General features: G+C 69.5%; 27 protein-coding genes, 2 tRNA genes and 1 riboswitch. Of the genes, 11 read left to right on the forward strand and 18 right to left on the reverse strand.

The window, feature by feature from the left end:
• Positions 1-44: 44 nt before the first annotated feature.
• Positions 45-722, reverse strand: a complete 678-nt coding sequence (locus tag ACU5E9_RS04235; RefSeq protein WP_456812374.1) for a hypothetical protein — start codon at positions 720-722, stop codon at positions 45-47.
• A 63-nt stretch (positions 723-785) separates the two neighbouring features.
• Between ACU5E9_RS04235 and ACU5E9_RS04240 the strand changes: the two genes are divergently transcribed.
• Together ACU5E9_RS04240 and ACU5E9_RS04245 are read left to right on the forward strand one after the other, a co-directional pair.
• On the forward strand, positions 786-1,661 hold the full coding sequence (locus ACU5E9_RS04240) for an acyl-CoA thioesterase (protein WP_456812375.1): 876 nt from the start codon (positions 786-788) through the stop codon (positions 1,659-1,661).
• Between the two features lie 53 nt (positions 1,662-1,714).
• Positions 1,715-2,137, forward strand: coding sequence for a QcrA and Rieske domain-containing protein (locus ACU5E9_RS04245; RefSeq protein WP_456812376.1), 423 nt, complete (start codon positions 1,715-1,717; stop codon positions 2,135-2,137).
• A 19-nt stretch (positions 2,138-2,156) separates the two neighbouring features.
• Here the strand turns inward: ACU5E9_RS04245 and ACU5E9_RS04250 are convergent, their stop codons facing one another.
• The 4 genes from ACU5E9_RS04250 to ACU5E9_RS04265 are packed head-to-tail and all read right to left on the reverse strand — an operon-like array spanning position 2,157 to position 5,396.
• The gene (locus tag ACU5E9_RS04250; RefSeq protein WP_456812377.1) at positions 2,157-2,639 is read right to left on the reverse strand and encodes an acyl-CoA thioesterase; all 483 of its coding nucleotides are present in this window, start codon (positions 2,637-2,639) and stop codon (positions 2,157-2,159) included.
• A 6-nt stretch (positions 2,640-2,645) separates the two neighbouring features.
• The gene (ettA, locus tag ACU5E9_RS04255; protein WP_456812378.1) at positions 2,646-4,328 is read right to left on the reverse strand and encodes an energy-dependent translational throttle protein EttA; all 1,683 of its coding nucleotides are present in this window, start codon (positions 4,326-4,328) and stop codon (positions 2,646-2,648) included.
• A gap of 5 nt (positions 4,329-4,333) precedes the next feature.
• Positions 4,334-4,846, reverse strand: a complete 513-nt coding sequence (locus ACU5E9_RS04260) for a DUF6993 domain-containing protein (RefSeq protein ID WP_456812379.1) — start codon at positions 4,844-4,846, stop codon at positions 4,334-4,336.
• A 46-nt stretch (positions 4,847-4,892) separates the two neighbouring features.
• Positions 4,893-5,396 (reverse strand): single-stranded DNA-binding protein, encoded by a 504-nt coding sequence (locus ACU5E9_RS04265; protein WP_456812380.1) that lies wholly within the window; start codon positions 5,394-5,396, stop codon positions 4,893-4,895.
• Between the two features lie 257 nt (positions 5,397-5,653).
• On the opposite strand from ACU5E9_RS04265, the gene ACU5E9_RS04270 reads away from it, so the two are divergent.
• The 4 genes from ACU5E9_RS04270 (at position 5,654) to ACU5E9_RS04285 (ending at position 8,868) form a co-directional block, all read left to right on the forward strand.
• Complete coding sequence (locus ACU5E9_RS04270) at positions 5,654-6,661, forward strand: aldo/keto reductase (protein WP_456812381.1); 1,008 nt, start codon at positions 5,654-5,656, stop codon at positions 6,659-6,661.
• Positions 6,662-6,887: 226 nt separating this feature from the next.
• Entirely contained in the window at positions 6,888-7,205 is a 318-nt protein-coding gene (locus tag ACU5E9_RS04275) for a hypothetical protein (RefSeq protein ID WP_456812382.1), read from the forward strand.
• A gap of 62 nt (positions 7,206-7,267) precedes the next feature.
• Positions 7,268-8,086, forward strand: coding sequence for an EI24 domain-containing protein (locus ACU5E9_RS04280; protein ID WP_456812383.1), 819 nt, complete (start codon positions 7,268-7,270; stop codon positions 8,084-8,086).
• Between the two features lie 137 nt (positions 8,087-8,223).
• Positions 8,224-8,868, forward strand: a complete 645-nt coding sequence (locus tag ACU5E9_RS04285; RefSeq protein WP_456812384.1) for a hypothetical protein — start codon at positions 8,224-8,226, stop codon at positions 8,866-8,868.
• A 63-nt stretch (positions 8,869-8,931) separates the two neighbouring features.
• On the opposite strand, the gene nadE is transcribed toward ACU5E9_RS04285, so the two are convergent.
• The 4 genes from nadE to ACU5E9_RS04305 all read right to left on the reverse strand — a co-directional run bounded on the left by nadE (position 8,932) and on the right by ACU5E9_RS04305 (position 10,470).
• Positions 8,932-9,753, reverse strand: a complete 822-nt coding sequence (nadE, locus tag ACU5E9_RS04290) for an ammonia-dependent NAD(+) synthetase (RefSeq protein ID WP_456812385.1) — start codon at positions 9,751-9,753, stop codon at positions 8,932-8,934.
• 93 nt (positions 9,754-9,846) lie between these two features.
• Positions 9,847-9,919 (reverse strand) — tRNA-Arg (locus tag ACU5E9_RS04295).
• A gap of 63 nt (positions 9,920-9,982) precedes the next feature.
• Entirely contained in the window at positions 9,983-10,243 is a 261-nt protein-coding gene (locus tag ACU5E9_RS04300) for a thioredoxin domain-containing protein (protein WP_456812386.1), read from the reverse strand.
• An 8-nt stretch (positions 10,244-10,251) separates the two neighbouring features.
• Positions 10,252-10,470, reverse strand: a complete 219-nt coding sequence (locus ACU5E9_RS04305; RefSeq protein ID WP_456812387.1) for an SCO4848 family membrane protein — start codon at positions 10,468-10,470, stop codon at positions 10,252-10,254.
• A gap of 63 nt (positions 10,471-10,533) precedes the next feature.
• Here ACU5E9_RS04305 and orn point away from each other — a divergent pair, with 63 nt between their 5' ends.
• The 4 genes from orn (at position 10,534) to ACU5E9_RS04325 (ending at position 13,003) form a co-directional block, all read left to right on the forward strand.
• The gene (gene orn / locus ACU5E9_RS04310) at positions 10,534-11,154 is read left to right on the forward strand and encodes an oligoribonuclease (RefSeq protein ID WP_456812388.1); all 621 of its coding nucleotides are present in this window, start codon (positions 10,534-10,536) and stop codon (positions 11,152-11,154) included.
• 45 nt (positions 11,155-11,199) lie between these two features.
• A tRNA-His gene (locus ACU5E9_RS04315) sits at positions 11,200-11,275 on the forward strand.
• 67 nt (positions 11,276-11,342) lie between these two features.
• A complete protein-coding gene (locus ACU5E9_RS04320; RefSeq protein WP_456812389.1) occupies positions 11,343-11,693 on the forward strand; it encodes a metallopeptidase family protein in 351 nt (116 codons plus the stop codon).
• A 23-nt stretch (positions 11,694-11,716) separates the two neighbouring features.
• Positions 11,717-13,003: a D-alanyl-D-alanine carboxypeptidase family protein gene (locus tag ACU5E9_RS04325; RefSeq protein WP_456812390.1), complete on the forward strand. Its 1,287-nt coding sequence runs from the start codon at positions 11,717-11,719 to the stop codon at positions 13,001-13,003.
• Positions 13,004-13,100: 97 nt separating this feature from the next.
• Here the strand turns inward: ACU5E9_RS04325 and ACU5E9_RS04330 are convergent, their stop codons facing one another.
• From ACU5E9_RS04330 to ACU5E9_RS04370, 9 genes are all read right to left on the reverse strand, one after another.
• Entirely contained in the window at positions 13,101-13,361 is a 261-nt protein-coding gene (locus tag ACU5E9_RS04330; protein WP_456812391.1) for a hypothetical protein, read from the reverse strand.
• 114 nt (positions 13,362-13,475) lie between these two features.
• Positions 13,476-14,075 carry an ATP-binding protein gene (locus ACU5E9_RS04335; RefSeq protein ID WP_456812392.1) on the reverse strand — a complete coding sequence of 200 codons (600 nt, stop codon included), beginning with the start codon at positions 14,073-14,075 and terminating at the stop codon, positions 13,476-13,478.
• Positions 14,062-14,856: an energy-coupling factor transporter transmembrane component T family protein gene (locus tag ACU5E9_RS04340; protein ID WP_456812393.1), complete on the reverse strand. Its 795-nt coding sequence runs from the start codon at positions 14,854-14,856 to the stop codon at positions 14,062-14,064. Before ACU5E9_RS04340 ends, ACU5E9_RS04335 begins: the two co-directional genes overlap by 14 nt.
• Positions 14,853-16,424, reverse strand: a complete 1,572-nt coding sequence (locus tag ACU5E9_RS04345) for an ABC transporter ATP-binding protein (RefSeq protein ID WP_456812394.1) — start codon at positions 16,422-16,424, stop codon at positions 14,853-14,855. Before ACU5E9_RS04345 ends, ACU5E9_RS04340 begins: the two co-directional genes overlap by 4 nt.
• Before the next feature lie 10 nt (positions 16,425-16,434).
• Entirely contained in the window at positions 16,435-17,094 is a 660-nt protein-coding gene (locus ACU5E9_RS04350; RefSeq protein WP_456812395.1) for an ECF transporter S component, read from the reverse strand.
• 31 nt (positions 17,095-17,125) lie between these two features.
• Positions 17,126-17,236, reverse strand: a riboswitch (TPP riboswitch).
• Positions 17,237-17,398: 162 nt separating this feature from the next.
• On the reverse strand, positions 17,399-17,728 hold the full coding sequence (locus ACU5E9_RS04355; RefSeq protein WP_456812396.1) for a hypothetical protein: 330 nt from the start codon (positions 17,726-17,728) through the stop codon (positions 17,399-17,401).
• A 62-nt stretch (positions 17,729-17,790) separates the two neighbouring features.
• Positions 17,791-19,056: a DNA polymerase IV gene (gene dinB, locus ACU5E9_RS04360; protein ID WP_456812397.1), complete on the reverse strand. Its 1,266-nt coding sequence runs from the start codon at positions 19,054-19,056 to the stop codon at positions 17,791-17,793.
• 154 nt (positions 19,057-19,210) lie between these two features.
• Positions 19,211-19,825 carry a hypothetical protein gene (locus ACU5E9_RS04365; RefSeq protein WP_456812398.1) on the reverse strand — a complete coding sequence of 205 codons (615 nt, stop codon included), beginning with the start codon at positions 19,823-19,825 and terminating at the stop codon, positions 19,211-19,213.
• Positions 19,826-19,855: 30 nt separating this feature from the next.
• Positions 19,856-20,881, reverse strand: a complete 1,026-nt coding sequence (locus ACU5E9_RS04370; RefSeq protein WP_456812399.1) for an LLM class flavin-dependent oxidoreductase — start codon at positions 20,879-20,881, stop codon at positions 19,856-19,858.
• A 206-nt stretch (positions 20,882-21,087) separates the two neighbouring features.
• Here ACU5E9_RS04370 and ACU5E9_RS04375 point away from each other — a divergent pair, with 206 nt between their 5' ends.
• On the forward strand, positions 21,088-21,492 hold the full coding sequence (locus ACU5E9_RS04375; RefSeq protein ID WP_456812400.1) for a DUF3566 domain-containing protein: 405 nt from the start codon (positions 21,088-21,090) through the stop codon (positions 21,490-21,492).
• The last annotated feature ends 77 nt before the right edge of the window (positions 21,493-21,569 follow it).

Below are 21,569 nucleotides of genomic sequence, written 5' to 3' on the forward strand. Positions count from 1 at the left end.
CCGGATTTTCGGGGCTCAGGTCACGGTTCGGGCAGTAGAAGGCGCTAGGCGCGCAGGGTCCAGGGCTTACGGCGCACCAGGATGTGGCCGCGCGCGGTGCTCAGGCGCGTCCAGGGGCCGGTCTCGAAGAGCTGCACCGGCTCATCCGGCGACAGGAAGCCCAGACTGACCGCGGCGAACGCGGCACCGGCCGGCACGAAATCGAGCTCGTCGATCGGGCGACCCCAGACCTCCGACCGCACCCGCTGCACGATCTGTTCGCCGGTTCCGGTGGGAATCACCGACGCGACCTCGGCGATACCGGCGCGGGCGGCGGTCTCCAGCACGGCCGACGAGGTGCTGCCCTGGGGCTTCCACCCGCCGCGCGGCGGGGTGATGCCCGCCCACGTGACCGAGGACACCTGCAGCGGCACCGTGACGCTCACCGGCGCATCCACGTCGGTCACGGCCGCCTCAAGTCGCACCAGCCGGTCCAGGAGCGACCGCACCGGCACGACGACATCGAGCTCGACCGGCTCGGTGAGCGCGAAGGTGCGGAGGCCCAGCACCGTGGGGCTCGAGTCCAGCAGCCCCCTCGGGTAGAGGATCGCGGTGTATACGGCCAGTACCCCGGCGGCCGACACGAGGCGAACCGAGCCGTCCTCCACCCTCCCGGCGCGCGAAAGGTAGACCTGGAGGTCGCCGAGGGACAGGGAATCTGAGAGGGAAAATGACTGGCTCATCTGCTGTCTAAACTACCAAGGTACGTCGAGTCCCCAGGACTCGAGCTCGAACGAGGAGGCAGCATGCACGCACCGCTGGAGGGTCTTCTGGCCGCTCTCGACCTGACCGACACCGAGGCACGCACCAGTGAAGACATCTTCACCGGTCCGTCGCAATGGATGCCGCAGGGTCGTGTTTTCGGCGGACAGGTGCTCGCGCAGTCCCTCGTCGCCGCCATGCGCACCGTGCCGGACGAGCGGAACGTGCACTCCATGCACGGCTACTTCCTGCGCCCGGGCGATGTGAACCATCCCATCACCTTCTCGGTCGACCGGATCCACGACGGCCGGTCGTTCTCGACCCGTCGCACCCAGGCGTACCAGAACGGCGTGCCGATCCTGTCGATGATCGCGTCGTTCCAGGACGAGGACGAGGGCCTGGAGCACCACCTCGAGATGCCGACGGACCTGCCGGACCCCGAGTCGCTGCCGCGGACCTCCGACACCCTGGGCCACATCGACCACGACTTCGCCCGGCACTGGGCCAACGACCGGCCGTTCGACATGCGCCACATCCCCTCGTCGATCTACCTGAGCGTGGACGGCGAGCACACCAGCAAGCAAATGATCTGGATGAAGACCTTCGAGCCCATCCCCGACGACCCGGACCTGCACCGGGCCGCCCTGGCCTACGTGAGCGACTATTCGATCATGGAGCCGGTGCTCCGCCGGCACGGGCTGGCCTGGGCCACACCCGGGCTCAAGGTCGCGAGCCTCGACCACGCCATGTGGTGGCACCGGTTCGGCCGGGTCGACGAGTGGATGCTGTACGTGCAGGACTCCCCCTCGGCGCAGGGCGGACGGGGCCTCTCCACCGGCAGCATCTACAGCCGCGAGGGCCTGTTGCTCGCCACCGTCGCCCAGGAAGGCATGGTGCGGGTACCCAAACCGCGCGACTAGCCACCGGCCCTCGGGCCACCCCAGCTGAATTCCTTGACCACACCGGGAGCATCATGACCGACTCAGCCGCCCTCACCCGTCGTGCCCTGCTCGTGGCGGGAGGAGCCGGAACAGCCCTCGCCCTGGCCGCCTGCGCGCCCAGCGCCGCCGGCTCAGGCGCGAGCACCGGTTCCGGCACCAGCGCGGCAACCGAGGTCGCCAAACTGTCCGACATCCCGGTCGGTGGGGCGGTCGCAGTGATGCTGAACGGGTCGCAGGTCATCGTGTCGCAGCCCACCGCCGGCGAGGTGGTGGCGTTCAGCGCCATCTGCACCCACCAGGGCTGCATCGTCGTGCCGGAGAAGAAGGGCCTCAACTGCCCGTGTCACCAGTCGCTGTTCGACACGGCGACCGGCGCGGTGCTGCAGGGGCCGGCCACCGATGCCCTGGCCGGGGTCGCGGTCGCCCTGGACGGCGACAAGGTCCTCGCGGGCTGATCCGCATCCCGCGAGGGGTTTACTTGCGGGCGAAGGCTACGGGCGACTCCAGGTAGGGGGTCCAGGCGGCCCGTTCGATGTCGTTGATCTTGCGGGGACGCTCGGTGGCCGCATCCACCAGCACGATCGTGGTGCTCGCGCGGGCGAAGACCTGCGCGGGCTCCTGCCCGGCCGGGCTGCAGACCTCGTAGCAGACGTCGAGGCTCGCGCCGCCGAGTTTGCCGATCCACAGCTGGATGTCGATCGGTGCCCGCAGGTACGGGATCGGCGCCAGGTACTCGATCTCCAGCCGGGCGATCAGCGTGAGCGTCGCCGCGCCCGGCCGGCCGTCGAGCACAGCGGTGCTCTCGCCGGCCGCGGGCACGTCCCCATCGGGCTCGTCGTTGGACCAGAACGCCTGGATGCGCGCCTCCTCGAGGAGGCGCAGCATCTCGGCGTTGTTGACGTGGGCGTACGCGTCGAGATCCGACCAGCGCAGCCGGATGGGAACGTGCAGCCGCATCGGAACCTAGTCCCTGGTGAGCTTGCGGTACGCGGACCGGTGCGGCTTGGCCGCGTCCGGGCCGAGGCGCTCGATCTTGTTCTGCTCGTAGGACTCGAAGTTGCCCTCGAACCAGTACCAGTTGCCCGGCTCCTCCGCCGTGCCCTCGTAGGAGAGGATGTGCGTGGCGATGCGGTCCAGGAACCACCGGTCGTGAGTGATGACCACGGCGCAGCCGGGGAACTCGAGCAGCGCGTTCTCGAGCGAGCCGAGGGTCTCCACGTCCAGGTCGTTAGTCGGTTCGTCGAGCAGCAACAGGTTGCCGCCCTGCTTGAGCGTGAGCGCGAGGTTCAGGCGGTTGCGCTCACCACCGGAGAGCACACCGGCCTTCTTCTGCTGGTCCGGGCCCTTGAAGCCGAAGGTGGAGACGTACGCGCGGGACGGCACCTCGGTCTTGCCGACCTGGATGTAGTCCTGGCCGTCGGAGACGACCTCCCAGAGCGACTTGTTCGGGTCGATCCCGCCACGGCTCTGGTCGACGTAGGAGATGTCGACCGTCTCACCGATCTTCAGGTCACCGGCATCCAGCGGCTCGAGCCCGACGATGGTCTTGAACAGCGTGGTCTTACCGACACCGTTCGGGCCGATGACGCCGACGATACCGTTGCGCGGCAGGGTGAAGGACAGGTCCTCGACCAGCACGCGGTCGCCGAAGCCCTTCTTGAGCTTCTTGGCGTCGATGACCTGCGCGCCCAGGCGCGGGCCGACGGGGATCTGGATGTCTTCGAAGTCGAGCTTGCGTCCGCGCTCGGCCTCGTTGACCATCTCCTCGTACCGGGCCAGACGGGCCTTCGACTTGGCCTGACGGCCCTTGGCGTTCGAGCGCACCCACTCGAGTTCCTCGGCGAGGCGCTTGGAGAGCTTGGCGTCCTTCTTGCCCTGCACCTGCAGGCGCTCCTGCTTCTTCTCCAGATAGGTGGAGTAGTTGCCCTCGTACGGGTACAGGTGGCCGCGGTCGATTTCGGCGATCCACTCGGCCACGTGGTCGAGGAAGTACCGGTCGTGGGTGACGGCGAGCACGGCGCCGGGGTACTTGGCGAGGTGCTGCTCGAGCCACAGCACGCTTTCGGCGTCGAGGTGGTTAGTCGGTTCGTCGAGGAGGAGCAGGTCGGGCTTCTGCAGCAGGAGCTTGCACAGCGCCACGCGGCGCTTCTCACCACCGGACAGGTCCACGACGGAGTAGTCGCCCGGCGGGGTACGCAGGGCGTCCATCGCCTGCTCCAGCTGGGAGTCGAGGTCCCACGCGTCGGCGGCGTCGATCTCTTCCTGCAGCGTGCCCATTTCTTCGAGCAGGGTGTCGAAATCGGCGTCAGGTTCGGCCAGGGCGGCGCTGATCACGTTGAACCGGTCGACCTTGGCCTTGATCGGGCCAACGCCTTCCTGCACGTTCTCCAGCACGGTCTTGGTCTCGTCCAGCTGCGGTTCCTGCATCAGGATGCCGACGGAGTAGCCGGGCGACAGCCGGGCCTCACCGTTGCTGGGGGTGTCGAGTCCGGCCATGATCTTGAGGATCGTGGACTTACCGGCACCGTTAGGGCCCACCACGCCGATCTTGGCTCCGGGGAAGAACGACATCGTGACGTCGTCGAGGATGAGCTTGTCTCCAATGGCTTTGCGCGCACGCACCATCGAGTAAATGAATTCAGCCATAGTGTTTACCAGTCTATTTGGCGCGTGGCCCCGACAAGACACGTTCCGGTGGCGAGCAGGGGGACGACGACGCTGTGGTAGCCGCCGGAGGACGGGCCGTTCTGGCCGACGATGCACTCTCCGTTGACCCGCGCGGAGAACTGGATCGAGTCGGCCGGCTCGCCCTTGGTGGTGGTGTCGCTGGTGACTTCGAGGTCGGCCTTGACGAATCCGGCCGCGACGAGGGCGTCGATGATCGTGCGGCCGGGTGGATTGGCCTCGGTCGCCAGGGTCCCGGCGATCACCGAATCGAAGAAGGCGAGGTTGTCGGTGGCGGTGCCGTCCGGGGCGAGGGCCGGAGCGGCGGCTTCGGTGGGTGTCGGGGCGGCTGAGGCCGTCGCGGACGGGCTGCCGGTGCTGGCGGGGACGCCGGCCGCGGTGTCGGCGCATCCGGTCAGCCCGAGGCCCACAATCAGGCAGGCAGCCCAGGTTGCCGCGGTGCGGCTGGTCCGGGTCTGTCCGGTGAGTATGCGGGCCACGCGTCGTCCTCCCCCGCGGCCGCGCGCTGCAGCCGAGAAGTCGAGTCTAGGCGGACTGTGTTTCCGATTCGGTCTGCTCTGATCCTGTCGGCACCGACACTGTTGGCCCCGACACTGTTGGCACAGACACTGTTGGCACCGAGCCGGCCTGGGCAGTGGGATGCTCAGCATCCTTCTGCTCCGGCGCCGTCGCCGCGGTGGCGCGCACGAGCGACGTCGTGCCCCAGGCCAGGTTGTGGCCGACCGCATCGGCCTCCACCTCCACCGACGTTCCGGAGCGGTCCTGGTTCTCCCAATCCCGGATGCGCAGCCGCCCGGTCACCAGCACCGGCTCGCCCTTCTGCACGGAATGCTCCACGTTGCGCGCCAGCTGCCGGAAGCTCGACACCGTGTACCAGTTGGTGTCCGCGTCCACCCAGCTGCTGCTCAGCCTGTCGAAGCGGCGCTGGCGGCAGGCGAGCCGGAACGAGGTGATGGGCAAGCCGGTGCTGGTGACGAGGCTTCGGGGCGTTGTGGCCACGATGCCGGTCAGGGTGATGGTGTCGGTCACTGGGATCTCCTGGCGTCTCGAAGCGGATGGCGGGTGCGAACCGCGCGCCCCCGACCAGTCCTCGTGCCGGGTTCGTGGCCGGGGACGCGCTGCACCCACTCTGTGGCGGCGACAGCTCCACGCTACGGCGCCCGGTGAGGTTGTGCAGAACCTGCCGGTCGACCGGTCTCGGGAGGAACGGGCGTGCCCGGCTGGAACCGCCCGCCCCACCGGCGACCTCACGCTCCGGACGCACCGCCCGGACCTAGAGTTACTGCATGACCTTCGCTGCTGCAGAGAACCGCTATTCCGACATGTCGTACCGCCGAACCGGACGGAGCGGCCTGAAGCTTCCCGCCCTGTCCCTGGGCCTATGGCACAACTTCGGGCACGAACGCCCCATCGACACGCAGCGCGGCATCCTGCGCCGTGCCTTCGACCTGGGTGTGACCCACTTCGACCTGGCCAACAACTACGGCCCGCCTCCCGGCTCGGCCGAGACCAACTTCGGCCGCATCTTCGCCGAGGACTTCCGCCCGTACCGCGACGAGATGATCATCTCCAGCAAGGCCGGCTACGACATGTGGGCGGGCCCCTACGGTGACTTCGGGTCGCGCAAGTACCTGCTCTCGTCGCTGGATGCGAGCCTGGGCCGGTTGGGCCTGGACTACGTCGACATCTTCTACTCCCACCGTCCCGACCCTGAGACCCCGATCGAAGAGACCATGGGCGCCCTGGCCACGGCGGTGCAATCGGGCAAGGCGCTCTACGCCGGCATCTCCAACTACAGCCCCGAGCAGACCGTGGCCGCCTACGCGGCCCTGGCCGAGCACAAGATCCCGCTGCTCATCCACCAGCCGCGCTACTCCATGTTCGACCGTCACATCGAAGAGGGCCTGTTCCCTGTACTCGATGACCTCGGCATGGGCAGCATCGTCTTCTCCCCCCTCGCGCAGGGCCTTCTCACCGACCGGTATCTCGGCGGTACCGTGCCGTCCGACTCCCGGGTGGCGACCAGCCGGTTCCTGAACGAGAACTCGCTCAGCGAGCCCTACCTCGAGCGCGCCCGCGCACTCAACACCATCGCGGCCGATCGCGGTCAGACCCTCGCGCAGCTCGCCGTCACCTGGATCCTGCGCCAGCCGCAGGTCACCAGCGTGCTCGTGGGCGCCAGCAGCATCGGCCAGCTCGAGCAGACCGTCGCGGCCCTCGACGCGCCGGCGCTGGACGCCGACGAGATCGCGAGCATCGAGCCGTACGCCGTGCACGGCACCGGCATGAACTAGACCCGCCGCGCGGCTCCCCGCCCGCGATTCCCACTGTTCCTCCTGCGGACAATTGGTCCCGGCACACCGGCCACAATTGTCCGCACCGGGACCAGTCGGGGTCGCGGGCGGGCGTCGTTGTGCCGGGGGCCGCACGGGGGGGGCGGTGCCGGGCGGGCCGGATGTCGGTGGTCGGTTCTAGCCTGACAGCATCCCATCCGGGCCGGCCGACACCTTGGAGCACACCGTGATCACCCTCACCGCGCAGAACCGCCCCACCACTGTCTCGAGCGCCAGCGTCTCGAGCGCCACCGTCTCGAGCACCAGCGTTTCGAACGTCGCCGTCCCGAACGTCGCCGGTCGCAACAGCGGCCCTACCCTCGTCGCCGTGCGGGACGGCCTGTGGCGCGTCGTCGACCGCACCGGAGCCGTCCTCGGCCACATCGAACGCCAGGCCCAGAACGACGGCGAGCGGTACCTCGCCCGCCGCATCGTGATGTCCACCCGGCGCATCGACCTCGGCGCGTTCTGGCGGATGGACGAGGCCGCTGACTGCTTCCGCTGACCTGCGGGCGCGGCGCTCACCGGCGCCCGGGCCCGGCGGGCCGGTCGCACTATCCTGAGACGATGCTGCCCCAGCCCGATTCTTCCCCGCCCACGCCGGCCGTGACAGCCGAGCCCCGTGTGGTGCGGAGCGCCCTGTCCGGGGTTCGGTACCTCGGTCGCGGGTTCGGCATGTGGGTCACCTCGCCCCGGCTGATGCTGCTGGGCGCGATCCCCGCCCTCCTCGTGGGCATCGTGTACCTGGTCGGCATCGTGTTCCTGATCGTCAACCTCGACTCGGTCGTGATCTGGGCCACCCCGTTCGCCAACGGATGGGCCGAGCCCCTCGCCATCAGCACCCGGGTTGCCGCGGCCCTGGTCTTCGTGATCGTGGCGGCCCTGTTCGTCGTGTACACCTTCACCGCCGTCACCCTCGTGGTGGGCGATCCGTTCTACGAACGCATCTGGCGCGAGGTGGAGGACCGGCTGGGAAACGCACCGGCCGAGCTCAAGCTGAGCCTGATGCGCGCCGTCGGCCGGGCCATCGGTGACGGTATCCGGCTTCTGCTTCCGGCCATCGGCGTGGGCATCCTGCTGCTGGCCTGCGGGTTCATTCCCGTCGTCGGTCCCCTCATCGGCGCCGTCTTCGGCGCCCTGTTCGGTGGCTGGTTGCTGGTAGTGGAGCTCACCGGTTTCGCCTTCGACGCCCGCGGCTTCACCCTGCGTGAGCGCCGCAGGGCCTTGAAGTCCCGCCGCGCCGTGGCGGTCGGTTTCGGGGCGGCGTCCTACCTGATCTTCCTGGTGCCGTTCGCTGCCGTGGTGGCGATGCCGGCCGCGGTGGCCGGGGCGGCGATGCTCAGCCGGGACACCGTCGACAGGCTTCCCGCCGCAGCACCGAGATAGGCCGCAGACGGTTTCCGGCTGGTATCCGGCCACGCCGTGACGGCTCCCGCTGATTGGCTCCCCCGCGAGGTAATCTTCCGCACATGCAGTGGTGGAATGATTTCGTAGACTGGCTCTCAGCGACCAGTAACCAGCCCGTGATTTTCAGCGTAGTCGTGCTGATCGTCGCCATTATCGTGGCCAGCGTGCTGGCCTCGTGGATATCCCGCGGCGCGATCAAGCGCCTGCTGGCCCAGCACGATCGTGAACTCAAGTCCGCGGCCATCGGCACCATCGTGGACGCCGCGACCGAAGCCTCGGTGTGGAACTCCCTGACGCCACAGGAGCAGGTGATGAACGATCGTGCCGTTGGCATGGCCGACATCCAGGTGCGACTGCTGCCGGTGAAGGGTTCCAGCCTCGCTGCCGACTGGGCAGCACACCAGCTCGCCGAGCTCAAGCGCACCTCCGCCACGTTCGGATACCAGCTCGAGCCGGCGCTGATCGAGTTCCGTGACCGCCTGATCGAATGGCAGAACAAGCCGTCACGCGCGCGCAAGATCTTCCAGGGCGACATCGAACGCTGGAAGGCGCAGAACTCGTCCTCGGAGAAGAGCGCCCTCGCCGACCAGGACGCCTGGGTGGCGCAGCAGCACCACGACCAGTTCGCCGCCCCGGCGAACCAGGCCGCGCCGACCCTGGGTTACGTGCCCGCCGCCCCGGCGCCGTCCACGGAGACCCAGCGCCTCCTCGACGACGTTCAGGCCCTCGAGGTACGCCCGGCTCCCCTGCCGAACCCGTAACCTCGCAACGCGCAAAAAACGCCGGTCCGCTCTCGAGCGGACCGGCGTTTTCGTGTTGGTGGGTTATTTCCACCAGTCGTCGAAGAGGGATGCCGGCACGCGGCGCTTGTGCTCCGTGCTGAGGTAGCGGCGCTCGATGGCCGTCGCTACGGAGTCGTCCACATCCTTGCCCTCGAGGTAGTCGTCGATGTGCTCGTACTGCATGCCGAGGTTGGCCTCGTCGGTCTGGCCGGGGTTGTCGTCGAGCAGGTCGGCGGTCGGCGCCTTGAGGTACAGGTGCTCGGGGGCGCCGAGCACCATCAGCAGGGCCCGGCCCTGCCGTTTGGTCAGCCCGGTGAGCGGCAGCAGGTCGGCGCCGCCGTCGCCGTACTTGGTGAAGAAACCGGTCACGGCCTCCGCGGCGTGGTCGGTCCCGACCACGAGGAGACCGGAGGCGCCGGCGATCGCGTACTGGGCGATCATCCGGGCGCGCGCCTTGACGTTGCCCTTGTCGAAGTCGGGCAGGGCGGAGCCGGTGCTGTCGGCGAATTCGTCCTCGAAGCCATCCACGGCCCGTTGGATGTTGAACACCAGATTCGACTCCGGCTTGATGAACTCCAGCGCCAGCTGCGCGTCGTCCTCGTCCCGCTGTACCGCGTACGGCAGGCGCACCGGCACGAAGCGCACGGCGTGGCCCTCCACCGTGAGTTCCTCGATTGCGAGCTGGCAGAGCCGACCCGCCAGGGAGGAGTCCTGTCCCCCGCTGATCCCCAGGATCAGGCCCTTCGCGCCGCTGGCCAGCAGGTAGTCCTTGAGGAAGTCGACCCGGCGGCGGATTTCAGCGGCAGGGTCGATGGTCGGTGTGACGTGAAGTTCCGCGATGATTCGCACCTGTTGTTCTCGCATGGGTCGAATCTACCAAGTCCTCGCCCCCCGGATGCTGCACATCCGCCCCGCAAGAAAACAACCCCGCCGGTGGGAACCGGCGGGGTTGTGCTGTGCCCCCGGCAGGATTCGAACCTGCGACAAAGAGATTAGAAGGCTCCTGCTCTATCCCCTGAGCTACGGGGGCGGATAGCGCTTCAACGATACCGTAGTCGGGCCGCCAGGGTCCCCGGCACCTTCCCGAGCGGTTCTACAGGGCCTTTGCGGCGGCCACGAGAAGCTGCGCCAGGGTGGGCACACCACCGGCCCGGAAGACCTCGTCGCCGGCCGCGTTCCGCACGATGATCGTGGGCGTGTTGCGGATCCCGGCGGCCTCCGCCTGCGCATTGTCCTGCGCCACATCGAACTCGCGCACCGTCGCCGCCGGCACCAGCCGTTCGACCTCGGCCAGGACCGCCCGCGCCTGTAGGCACGGTTCGCAGAAGGCCGAGGAGAAGAAGACGAGTTCCACGGCGGCGCCTACCCGTTCACCAGGGCGATGACGGCGACGACGGCGGACACGACCGCGAGCAGCAGCGACACGCCCACCAGCACGGCGTGCACGATGAGGAACGTGGTCGGCTTGCCCGACGCGTCCCTCGCACGCTCGTCCTGGCTGACCCGCTTGTAGAACCGGGGCCAGACGGCGACGTTCCAGACGGCGTTGAGCAGGAGCAGGATGGCGAGTGTCGTAAGCATCAGGCTCAGTCTACGAGCGAACCCGCCCGGTGGGCTGTCGGGCCCCACCGCTAGACTCGCCCCATGACAAACAGCAGTGACCGGTTGGTATGGATCGACTGTGAAATGACCGGGCTCGACCTCAACAACGACGAATTGGTTGAGATTGCCGTGGTCATCACCGACTTCGACCTCAACATCCTCGACCCGGGCCTCGACATCGTGATCAAGCCCGATTCCTCCGCCCTCGAGAACATGGGCGACTTCGTGCGCAACATGCACACCTCCTCCGGACTGATCGAGGAGATCCCGAACGGCGTGAGCGTGGCCGAGGCCGAATACCAGGTGATCGAATACCTGCTCCGCTTTGTGCCCGAGGACCAGCGCGCTCCCCTGGCCGGCAACTCCATCGGCACCGACCGGGCCTTCCTGTCCCGCTACATGCCGCGGCTGGACAAGCAGTTGCACTACCGCAACGTGGATGTCTCGTCGATCAAGGAACTCGCCCACCGCTGGTTCCCCCGCGCCTACTTCAACGCACCCGCGAAGGACGGCGGTCACCGCGCCCTGGCCGACATCCTCGAGTCGATCCGAGAGCTCGCGTACTACCGCAAGAGCGTGTTCGTCGCCGACCCCGGACCCACCAGTGCGGAAGCAAAATCGCACGCAGCGGCCGTAGTGAACAACTTCGCTCCAAACGTGTAATAGAATTCTTGAGTTGCCTTCGCTGCTACAGCGAAGCGGCACATGGTGGGTATAGCTCAGCTGGTAGAGCGCCTGGTTGTGGTCCAGGAGGTCGCGGGTTCAAGCCCCGTTACTCACCCCAATGCACGAAAGTCCCGGTCTCGTAAGAGACCGGGACTTTCTGCTTTAACCCGTGCCATGCTGAACGGATGCTCACGCTCAGCCACGACGACTTCGAACGCCTCGTCATCGATGAACTCGATCTCCTGCCCGACGACATGGTCGACGGCCTCGACAACGTCATCTTCGTCGTCGAGGACCGGCCGGAAGACGGCAGCCTGGACACCCTCGGGCTGTACGACGGCGTCGCCCTCACCGAGCGCGGGCAGTACGGCTTCGGCGAGATGCCCGACCGCATCGTGATCTACCGGGAACCACTGCTGGCGATCGTGGCGGACCTGGACGAGTTGCACGCTGAGGTGCACGTCACCCTGGTGCACGAGATCGGGCATTTCTACGGGATTGACGACGACAGGCTGCACGAGCTGGGCTGGGCCTGATCCCCCGCGGGCTACCCTGAACCATGAACAGATTTCGACCTGGCCGTCTGATCGGCATCCTGGTGGGAACTCTCATCATCCTGGGCATCGGTGTGTACGGCCCGGCCACCCTGCTCGGCCCGCTGCCCGCCGCCGAGGTTGCGCTGAGCACCCCGGATGCGCCGGTGAGCGCCTCCACCCCCGTGCTTCCGGCCGCTGGAACCAGCGGCATCCTCGCCATCACCCCGGCCGAAGACGCCGAGGGAGAGACCACGACCGACGAGGCCGCCACGCTGGCCGTCGACCCGATCGCCACCGGCGGCGGCTCCGATCCCCTGCCGATGGCCTCCGCCGCGAAGATCATCACCGCCCTGGTCGTCCTCGACGCCAAGCCTCTCGCCGTCGGGGAGCCGGGCCCGGCGTACTCCCTCGTCACCGCCGACTACCAGGACTACCTCGATTACACCGCCGAGGGTGCCCGCACCGTGATCGTGTTCCCGAATGAGAGCTGGACCCAGCGCGAGCTGCTGCAGGCCATGATCCTGGGCTCCAGCAACAACCACGCCGACACCCTGGCCCGCTGGGCGTTCGGCTCGGTCGACGAGTACGTCACCGCCGCCAACGCGTGGCTGGTGAAGAACGGCATGCCGGACACCCAGGTCGCCGACGCCAACGGCCTGTCGGACGCCAGCGCCGGCACCGGCGCCGACCTGGCCCGGATCGCCGGCCTCGCCGCGACCAACCCCGTCATCGCAGACATCATCGGCAACCCGGCCTCGGCCCTGGTCAACCAGCGCGGGGTCAGCAATACCACCGCGTACCTGCCGGAGCTGGGCATCACGGGCATCTCCCGCAGCTACACCGATGCCGGCGGCGTCTGTTTCCTCTTCACCGCCGCCGTCACGGTGAACGAGCAGACCTTCAGCTTCGCGGGTGGGTTCATCGGCGAACCCGACTACGACACCCTCACGGCCGACCTGACGGCGCTGATGGCCTCGGCCACCGCCGGGGTGACCGAGCTGCCGGTCCTGGCGGAAGGGGACGCGTACGCGACGCTCACGACCGCGTGGGGCGATGCCGCCGACGCGGTGGTGGCCACCGCACGCACCCGGTTCGGCTGGCAGGCCGCCGAGCCGACCGGTGCTGAGGTCACCCTGGACGATGTCGCCACCGGGCGGGCCGGAAGCAAGGTCGGCCGGGTCACCGTTGAGGCCTTCGGCGACAGCGTCACCTCAACCCTCGAGTTGGACGACACCCTCACCGATCCGGGTCCGGGCTGGCGGCTGCTGCACCCGATCCCGGTGATCAGCGCCCTCATCGACGCCCAATAGGCAGAGCAGTCCAATAGGCACAGCAGTCCGATAGGCACAAAAAATGATCCGGCGGTTCAACCGCCGGATCATTTCAGATCGTTCACATCGGGTCAGGTCAGCTGGGCTCGTCGTTCGACTCGACCGGGTCACTGTCACCGGAGTCGAAGGCATAGCGCACGTGCAGCTTGCCCTGCACCTCACGGGAGTCGATCTCGTCGTACCAGAACAGCGATTCCATGCTGTCCACGGCGGCGAGCATGCTGATGCGCTTGTCGTGGGCGCCGTGCAGGAGCACGCGGCTGTCGGTCTGGCCCTCGAGGGGTCCGTCGACGAATTCGACGGTGTATTCGGTGTTCTCGTTCTGCGGTGTACTCATACCCCCAACTTACTGCCGCCGCCCGGTTTTGGCGCGGCACGCGCCCGGCGGCGCGGACGTTGAGCGATACAGACCGTGGGCGTTACAGACCGTGGGCGTTACAGGCCTCGGGCGTTACGGCGTCGCCGTGAGGCGCACCGTGGCCCACCGTTCGGGCTGTTCCCGCCGGCGGTACCGCTCCCAGTCCTGCTGCCACTGGTCCCAGTGCGCCTCGAAGACTCCGCCGTCCCGGTCCAGGGCGCGTTGCTTCCGGATGCCGTCGTCGGCGTCCAGCCACACCCGCACGTCGCTCAGCCCCGCGTGCGCTCGCGCCAGGGCACCGCAGCCCTCCACGATGAGCGGCCGGGCGGGATCGACGGTGTGCCACTCCGCCGCTTGCTCGGTGTCCCAGTCGTGACGCTGCCAGGCCGCGGCGGCGCCGGCCCGCCGGGGCCCGAGCATCCGGGTACCGACCAGGTCGATGGCGGCATCCAGGCCGCCCCAACCCGGGTAGATGTCGTCGAGGCGCACCAGGGTCGGGGCCACCGGCCCGGGCCACGCGGCGGCGACCGCATCCGCCAGGGTGCTCTTGCCGGCACCGCTGGGCCCGTCGATCAGCACGACGGCCCGATCACCCGACGGCCCGAGCGCGCGCACCGCGGCGAGAACAGGGGTCAGCAGCGCGGTCGGCTGTGCGGCCGGCTGCGAGTCCGTGCGGGCGTCAGGCGAGGACAAAATGCCACGTTCCCGCGAGGATGGCCGTTGTGATGGCTACGGCGGCGATGCCGAGGCCCAGCAGCACGACCAGGCCGTCGCGTACGCCGAACACCGACGGCCGTGCCCAGGTGCGGGGCTCGTCGCTGCCGAAACCACGCGCTTCCATCGCCGTGGCCAGCTTGCTGCCCCGGCGCACCGACAACACCAGCAGGGCGAAGGCCAACCCGCCGAAGCGGCGCGCCCGGCCCCGCAGGCCTCCCCCGTCCCCCACACCGCGGGCGCGCCGGGCGAGGGAGAGCGAGTGCCAGTCGTCGATGAACATCCCCACCAGGCGGAGGCCGGCGAGGGCACCCAGCACGAACCGGGCGGGCAGACGCAGCACCTGCGCGAGGCCGTCCGCGAGGTCGGTCGGGTCGGTGGTGGCCAGAAGCACGATGCCGGGGATACCGATGGCGAGCACCCGCAGCCCGATCGCGAGCCCGAGGGCAACCGACCCCTCGGTGATGGTGACGATGCCGGCGCTGAACCAGACGGCGCCGGAATCCTCGCCGTAGAGCACCGTGGTGAGCATGCCGAACGGCGCCGCGATCCAGACCGGGGCAGTGCGCAACCAGAACTGTCGGGCGCTGAGCCCGCACCAGGCCAGCAGGAGGCCCTCGAGCAGCAGGGCCACCGCCGCCGACACCCAGTCGATGGAGAGCATCAGCGCGCAGCTGATCAGCAGGGCAACGGCGAGCTTGGCCACCGGGTTCACTCGGGCGATCGCGCTCGGTCGGATGGTGGGGGTCAACACGCTCATCGGCCGATCCCCCTCGCCGGCCGGGCGGGCACCGCCGCGGTACCGCCGAGCACGCGGCGGGCGGTGGTCCCGCCCGGCCCCGCCGCGAGGATGAGCCGGGAGTCCGCCAGCGCGCCCACGAAGTCATCATCGTGGGTGACGGCCACCACGGCGGTGCCGGTGTCGAGCAGCTCTGCCAGGAGGCGCACGAGTTCCGCCCAGGTGCGGGAGTCCTGCCCGAAGGTGGGTTCGTCGAGCACCAGCAGGCGCGGCCGGGTGGCGAGCACCGTGGCCACGGAGAGGCGGCGCTTCTCCCCGCCGGAGAGCGTGAACGGGTTGGCATCGGCGAGGTGGTCCAGCCGGAGCCGGTGCAGGAGCGCGTCGACCCGCTCGGTTTGGGCGGCCGGGGACAGGCCGAGGGCGCGCGGGCCGACGGCGAGTTCGGCGTGCACGGTGCCGGCCAGGAACTGATGCTCGGGGTCCTGGAACACGGTGCCGATACGCGCGAGCAGGGCCCGGGATCGCCAGCGGTGTGGGGCGGTGCCCAACCCGTCGGCCAGTCCAGCCCCGGCGGTGAGGTGCCCGCCGGCCGGGGCGAGCAGGCCCGCCAGGGTGAGGGCGAGGGTGGACTTGCCGGTCCCGTTCGGCCCGCTGATCGTCATCGCCTGGCCGCCCCGCACGTCAAGGTCGAGACCATCGGCCACGACGACGGCCTGCTTGCGCGCGAACGGCACCCGGCCCACCGCGAGCCCCTCGCCCCGGAGGAGGATATCGGCGCTCGTGGCGGCGACGTGGTTGCGGTCGGGTCGGGCGGGCGGGTGGCTCGGGATCCACACCCCGGCGGCGGCCAGCCGTTCGCCCTGCGCGGTGAGCACGTCGGCGGTGGGTCCGTCCGCGAGGATGCCGCCCGCCGGGTCGAGCACGATGACCCGGTCGACGACGTCCTGCCACACCTTCACCCGGTGTTCGATCACGATCAGGGTCGCCCCGGAACCTTGCACCGAGCGCAGCACGGCGTCACGGACCTCGATCACCCCGTCGGGGTCGAGGTTCGCGGTGGGTTCGTCCAGCAGCACCAGGCCGGGCTGCATGGCCAGCACCCCGGCCAGGGCCAGTCGCTGTTTCTGCCCGCCGCTGAGGGCGCTCGTGGGATGCCGCAACGGCAGGTCGAGGCCCACCTCGGCCAGGGCCCGGGTCACCCGCGGCCAGATCTCGGCGCGCGGCACCGCGAGGTTCTCGCACCCGAACGCGACGTCGTCGCCCACCCGGGCGAGCACGACCTGGGAATCCGGGTCCTGCAGGACGAGGCCGACGCGGCCGCGCGCCCGGCTGGGCCGCTGGCCGTCGACCAGCAGTTCACCGGTCTCGTCGCCGTCCTCGTCATCGCCCAGGACCCCGGCGAGGGCGTGCATCAGCGTGCTCTTCCCCGCACCGCTGGGGCCGAGGACCAGCACCCGCTCGCCGGGCTGGATGTCGAGATCCAGCCCGGACACGGCCGGGCGCGACCGGCCGGCGTGTCGCCAGCCCCAGCCGGTGGCCGTGACCCTGGCGCCGGTCATGCGCGTTCCCCGCGGTGCGACAGCCGGCATCCGCCGTCGGTCACCGGAGGGGCTGGGGCTGGGGCTGGGCCCGGTCGACCTGGCCGGTTTCCCGGCCGGCGGCGAATCGGGCGAGCGCGCCGGTGCCGGCCAGGCCGCGCACGGCGAGCCAGGACAGCAGGCCGGCCAGGACGGTGCCGGAGACGACGGCGGAGACGAAGTAGACGGCCTTGTAGCCGATGTCCAGGGCGGCGTAGCTGGTGAAGGTCGTGTCGAGCAGGCCGACCGCGACGCCGGCGCCGGCGCCGGCCAGCAGGGCCACGCCGAGGCGCCAATTCGCGTAGAGGAACAGGGCCAGGATGATCTCGGCACCGAGGCCTTCGACGACACCCCAGATCAGCGTGGAGAAGCCCCACTGGGTGCCGATGAGCATCGAGACGACCGCGGCGACGACTTCGGTGTAGACGGCGGCCCCGGGCTTGCGGATGATGAGGCCGCCGAGCACGCCGGCGAACAGCCATCCGCCGGCCAGGAGCCCCTCGAGGCCGGGCGTGAAGGCGAGCAGGGCGCTCAGCGGCGACCAGGCCAGGCCCCAGGCCCAGAAGATGACGCCGCTGGCGACGCCGATGACGCTGGCGACCACGATGTCGACGACCCGCCAGCGCAGGACGCGCGGCTTCCGGGTCGTGGACGGGGACAGGGTTTCGGTTGTTGCATGCACTGTTCGTGCCCTTTCCGTAGATAAATACAGGGCACGGGATTGAGAAGCCTCCCTGCGCTGGCATGATCCAGATCAGGTTCGACGGTCGAAGCTGAAGTAGCTTCCTCTCAGCCCGGTTCACCGGACTCCCGTGTTCGCTACCGAGTATAGGTCCCCTCGGGCGGATACGGGGTGCCGGAGTCGGGCAGGCACGCGCGGTGTCAGCGTTCGGGCGCGCCGAACTCGCCCGTCACGCAGGTCTCGACACGCTCGACCGATGAGATGGGCGCGATCACGGGGCACGGCGCGCCGGGCGCCGCCGGCGCTACTTCTTGAGGGCGCGGATGATGCGCGCGATCGCCTTACCGGCCACCCACACGAAGGGGATCCCCACCGCAAGAAGCGAGATCACGTTCGGCTCGAAACGGGCCGCTCCGCCGGACTTCACGTACGCGCCGATCGGGATGGCCATGCCGCCACCGCCGCCGCCGGCTGCTCCCTCGGCCTCGTCGCCCTCGCCGCCGCCGCCGAACCCGTACTGCACGAGCGCGACCGGCACGATGGTGACACCCTCGATCTGCACGGGATCCCCGTAGGCAGACCGGACTCCGATGGATCCTGCGTTTTCTGCGAGCTTCAAGGCGAGATTAGTCATGGTGAGAGGCTACTCCCCCTGTTCCGGGCTGTCCCGCCGGGATTTTCCCCGGCCAGGACGAGTCAGCTGCCGGCGTCGGGCGTTCCGAAGGGATGCACGTCCCGCTTCGGTGCGCTGCCGCCGCCGAGCTGCGAGGCGGGCCGCACGACACCGCGGCCGAACCGGGCGGTGACGGTGTCCACGGCCAGTTCCGCCTCCCGCCAATCGTCGTCATCGTCCCAGAGTCCCATCCCGGCGCCGTCGCCGGTGCCGAGCTGCTCGGCCCGTACGCCGATGAGCCGCACCCGGATGCCGCGGGCCGCAAGCAGGTCGAAGCTCGCCGCGACCTCCTCGTAGATCCGGCGCCCCACATTGGTGGGTTCGGCCAGGGTGCGGGAGCGGGTGACGGTGCTGAAGTCGGCGTAGCGCAGTTTGAGCACCACGGTGCGGGCGACGAGGCCGTTGCCGCGGAGCTTGGCCGCCACGGCGTCGGCCTGCCGCAGCAGTTCGCTGCGCAGCCGGGCCGCATCCGTCACGTCGTGTTCGAAGGTCACCTCGTGACCGATGCTCTTCTCCTCGCGTTCGAGGTTGATCCCGCGTGGGTCGATGCCCCAGGACAGGTCGTGCAGCTTCTGCGCGCCGGCCACGCCCACGGCCCGCTCCAGCATCTCCCTGGACGCGTGCGCGATGTCCCGCACGTGGCGGAGGCCCATTCCGAGAAGCGACTGTTCGGTGGTGGCGCCGACCCCCCAGAGTGCGCCGACCGGCAACGGGTGCAGGAAGTCGATCGTGTTGTCGGCGGGGATGACCAGCAGCCCGTCGGGCTTGGCCCGGCCGGACGCCAGTTTGGCCACGAATTTGGTGGACGCGGCACCGACCGAGCAGGTCAGGCCGGTTTCGGCGAAGACCCGCGCGCGGATCTTCTCCCCGATCTCAGCCGGCGACCCGTGCAGGCGCCGGGCGCCGGCGACATCGAGGAAGGCCTCGTCGATGCTGAGCGGTTCGACCAGCGGTGTCATGTCGAGGAATATGCCCATCACCTGCCTGGACACCTCCGCGTACCGGCTCATGTGCGGTTCGAGCACGATCGCGGCCGGGCAGCGGCGCAGCGCGATCGACATCGGCATGGCCGAGTTGACGCCGTACTTGCGGGCCACGTAATTCGCGGCCGTCACCACGGACCGGCCGGAGCGGTGCCCGATCACCACGGGCAGATGCACCAGCTCGGGGTGGTCGAGCAGCTCGACCGAGGCGAAGAACGCGTCCATGTCGATGTGCAGGATGGTGGCGGTGGTGTCGTCGACGTCGCTGCCGGTGATCTGCCGGTCACTGCCGTCCTGCTTGCTCATGCAGTTCCACACCCTTCCGCCGCCGTGGCCGCCCTCAATTCGAAGCTACCTTCGAGGGTACCGGTTGCGCCGGGCATTCGGACTCCCGGCACGCGCGGTCCGGCCGGCCCTGCCCGCACCGATTGAGGGGCGGACCGGGGGGATTCGCGGCCGGCTAGAAGCTGCCGAAGTCGCCGCCGAAGTCCCCGCCACCGAAGTCGCCGAACCCGCCGGAATCGCCGCCGAAATCGGACCCGGAGTCGCCGCCCGCGTCGGTCCCGGAATCGGCCCCGGACTCCGCGTTGGCGTCAGCGCCGGCGTCGGCGGACGCATCCGCCTCACCGCCCGCGTCGGGCAGGAAGGTGCTCACGAGCGCCGACCCGACGACGTAACCGGCCACGGTGCCCAGCAACGAGGCGCCGAGCATGCTGCCGAAGCCCGGACCCTGCCGGTTGCCGGCCTGGTCGCCGCCGAACGCCCGGTCCAGGGTGCCGGGCTGGCGCAGTTCCGCGCGAGTGGCGGACTTGGCCAGGGTGGCGGGTTCGGCGTTCGCGGGGCGCTCGCCCTCCATCGCGTTCTCGGTCAGCTGGGTGAAGAGCAGGTCGCGCTGCTCATCGGTGAGCTTGCTGAACGCTTCGGTGTGCACCTGCTCGATGGTCTCGGGCGGCGCTGTGCGCAGCAGGTAGCGGTAGCGTTCCACAGCGATCTCATCGTCGGTGCGCTGCGGTGCCGCGCGACGCGGCTGTTCCGGCTGTTCGGGGCGGCCCAGGAGGCGGTCGAGGAATCCCATGTGCGTTCTCCTTCGGTGTGGGTACCCAGCCTAGGCTGCGCCCGCTCCGGCCGACAGGACCGCGGCCAGCGACTCCAGCGCATTCACAGGGTCCTCCCCGGCGGGGATCAGCACGACACTGGTGGCGCCCGCCGCATGCAACTCGTCGATGCGGCTGCGGGCGGATGCGGGGGTGCCGACGACCGCGAGCTGGTCCACCCAGGCGTCCGGCAGCGCCCGGGCGAAGTCCGACCGGCTGGCGCTCTGCGCGCGCAAGGCGTCGAACTCCGCGGCGAACGGTAGCACCCGGATGTGCGGGGCCCAGTCGGGATCGCCGATCCACTCCAGCGCGGGCCGGGCCGTGGCACGGGCCACCGCCGGGTCGTCGTGCACGGCGGCGACGTTGTAGGCCACGACGTGCCGGTCACCGAGCGGTGGGCGGAGCTCGGGGAAGCCGAGCTTGCCGCCCGCTGCGGCGGCCCCGGCGTCGAGGGCGGCCAGGGCCCCGGCGAGGTATTCGGGTGTGACCGGTTCGGCGAGCACCACGCCGTCCGCGGCGGCTCCGGCCAGGGCCAGCGACTTCGGTCCGCGTACCCCCGCGAGTACCGGCGGAACCGTCGGCGGCGGGCCGGCCAGGCGCACGGCATCCGCGCTCGTGTACCGGCCGGTGACGGTGGCGGTCTCCCCGTGCAGCAGTCCGCGCATGAGGTCGAGGGTCTCGGCCAGCATCGCCAGCGGGCTGGACGGCCAGATGCCGGCCTGCCGCATCCACCCCGGCATACCGTGACCGACGCCCACGTGCAGGCGACCGGGGAAGAGCTCGGCGAGGGTGGCCACCTCCAGGGTCGCGAAGGCAGGGTTGCGCGCGGCCGCGGGCAGGATGCCGATGCCCACGCGGATGGTCGTGGTGGCGGCGAGCACGACGGCGGCCTGGGCGATGCCGCCGCGGAAGAAGCAGTCCTCCACCACCCAGATCTCGTCGAAACCCAGCTCCTCGGCCCGGCGTGCGTAGGCCACGAACTGGGCGGCGGGCAGGTCGCGGGGCAGCATGACGGCGATGGCAGCGGGCACGGGCATCCTCGTTTCGGTGGGGCCGCCGGCGCTGATCGGCGGATTCTCCCCCGAACTTACCGCCCGAATGGGCGCCCCCAGTTAGATTCTTTCGCCAGAACTGAGACCTTTCCACCGGTGCCGGACATATATTGCTAAGGGGACAAATGATTCGGGGGAATTATGACCAAGTACTGCATGCGAACCAACGGCACACGGGTGGGGGTTCACCGGTGACCGACGTGGCCGAGAGGCTGGCCCGCAAGGGCGATCGTGGCGAACCGGTGCGGCAGATGCGGCTGGGGCTTGCGCACATCGGCGTGTGGTCCAGCGCGAAACTCGCGTTCCTGCTCTCGCTCTGCCTCAACACGGTAACGGTGATCCTGATCTTCCTCATCGTGCAGATCCTCACCGACACGGAGGTCTTCTCCAGCGTCACCGGGGTGTACGAGGACCTCACGGACTCCTCCGTCGATCTCGGCGGGCTGCTGGAACCGAGCGCGGTGTGGGCCTTCGCCGCCGCCGTGGCCGTTCTGAACACGGTCCTGCTCACCGCGGTCGGGGCCGGCTACGCGCTGCTCTACAACTTCAGCGTGCGGGTCACCGGCGGCGTGCAGGTGGGATTCCGCAGCGCCTGAGCGGAATGCCTGCGGGCCCGATGTCGTTGCACTCACCATCAGCTGAACGCCTCCGGGACGACAGCCGCACGCCTTCG

The organism is Cryobacterium sp. AP23, from assembly GCF_054075385.1.